The 1380-nt window shown below is 79.4% G+C and carries 1 protein-coding gene; it reads right to left on the reverse strand.

Features of this window, described 5'->3' with window-relative positions:
- Positions 1-1179, reverse strand: a 1179-nt coding sequence (locus tag L1885_RS28335) for a primosomal protein N' family DNA-binding protein (protein ID WP_505016796.1), incomplete at its 3' end; no start/stop codon positions are given.
- Positions 1180-1380 lie beyond the last annotated feature (201 nt).

A 1380-nucleotide genomic window follows, 5' to 3' on the forward strand; every position in this document is an offset into this window, starting at 1 on the left:
CCGGGCGGCCTCGTCGCGCGCGAGTTCCGCGTCGCCGACCGTGCGCACGAGCGGTGCCGCGGCCCGGACCTGCTCACGGGACGCCTCCAGCGGCGAGGCCCAGCCCGTGGCGACCAGCTGCGCCCCCTCGACGGTGACGCTCGTCCCGCCGAGCAGGAACCCGGCGCGGTCCTGCGCCGCGCGCAGCAGCAGCACCTCCCGGGCGTGGGGCTGCGGCGCGTGCTGCTCGCTGTGGCTGCCGTCGCCGTCGTCCCACAGGACGAGCAGGCCCAGGTCGCGCACCGGCGCGAACATCGCGGCGCGCGTGCCCACGACGGCCCGTACAGCACCGCGCCGCACGGCCAGCCACTCCCGGTAGCGCTTCTCCGGGCCCGCCTCGGCGGTGAGCAGGGCGTGCCGCCCCTCTCCCAGCACCTGCGTGAGAGCCGCGTCGACCCGGGCGGAGACCCGCCCGTCGGGCACGACGACGAGGGCTCCGCGCCCCGAGGCGAGCGTCGCGGCGACGGCCCGCGCGATCTCCTCGGCCCAGTGCGGGCCCGGCAGCGCCGTCCACAGGGCGCGGGGCGCGCCGCCCGTCGCGAGCGCGTCGAGGAAGGCCGGCCCGCTCACGTACCGCTCCCAGGTGCCGGGCGCGGGCGCCGGCGGCGGATCGAGGGGCTCCGGCGACGGGCGGCTCTCGGCGCGGGCGCTGCGCGGCGGGATCGCGAGCTGCAGGACGTCCGCGAGCGATCCGGCGTAGCGGTCGGCGACGGCTCGGGCGAGCCGCAGCAGCTCCTCGCTGAGGACGCGCTCCGTGGACACCACGCCGGCGAGTGCGGCCAGCGGGCCCGTGTAGTCGGAGGCGGCCAGCCGCTCGACCACGAAGCCGTCGATCAGCCGCCCGCCCTCGCGGCGCCCGCCGCGCACGGACCGGGCGCCGGCCCCGAAGCGGACCCGGACGCGCACGCCCGGCTGCGCCGCCTCGTCGAGCTCGGCGGGGACCGCGTAGTCGAAGAACTGGTCGAGGTGGAGGACGCCCTTGTTGACGACGACCCGGGCCACGGGCAGCCGCTCGGCGAGGGCCGCGCCGCGCCACGTGCGCGGCTTGGCGCGCGGCTTGCCCGTCTCGCGCACGGTCTCCCGGATCAGCGCGAGCTGCTCCCCCTCCGCGCCGTGCTGCTGCTCGTCACCGCTGCTCACAGCCCCATGGATACCAGACGCCCCCGACAACGCGTTCAGCTCCGCGGGCGCGGGCCCCCCGGCGGCGCCCCCGACGCCCGAGGGGCAGGGGCGCTCAGCCCGCGGGCCGCTCCCGCCAGGCCCCGGACGCAGGGGCGGTGCCCGTCGCGGCGCACTCGGCGACGCGGTACGTACGCGGTGCCCGGGGGTCCCCCGGCCGGG

Origin of the sequence: Streptomyces fuscigenes (assembly GCF_021556455.1) — a bacterium.
GTDB lineage: Bacteria > Actinomycetota > Actinomycetes > Streptomycetales > Streptomycetaceae > Streptomyces > Streptomyces fuscigenes.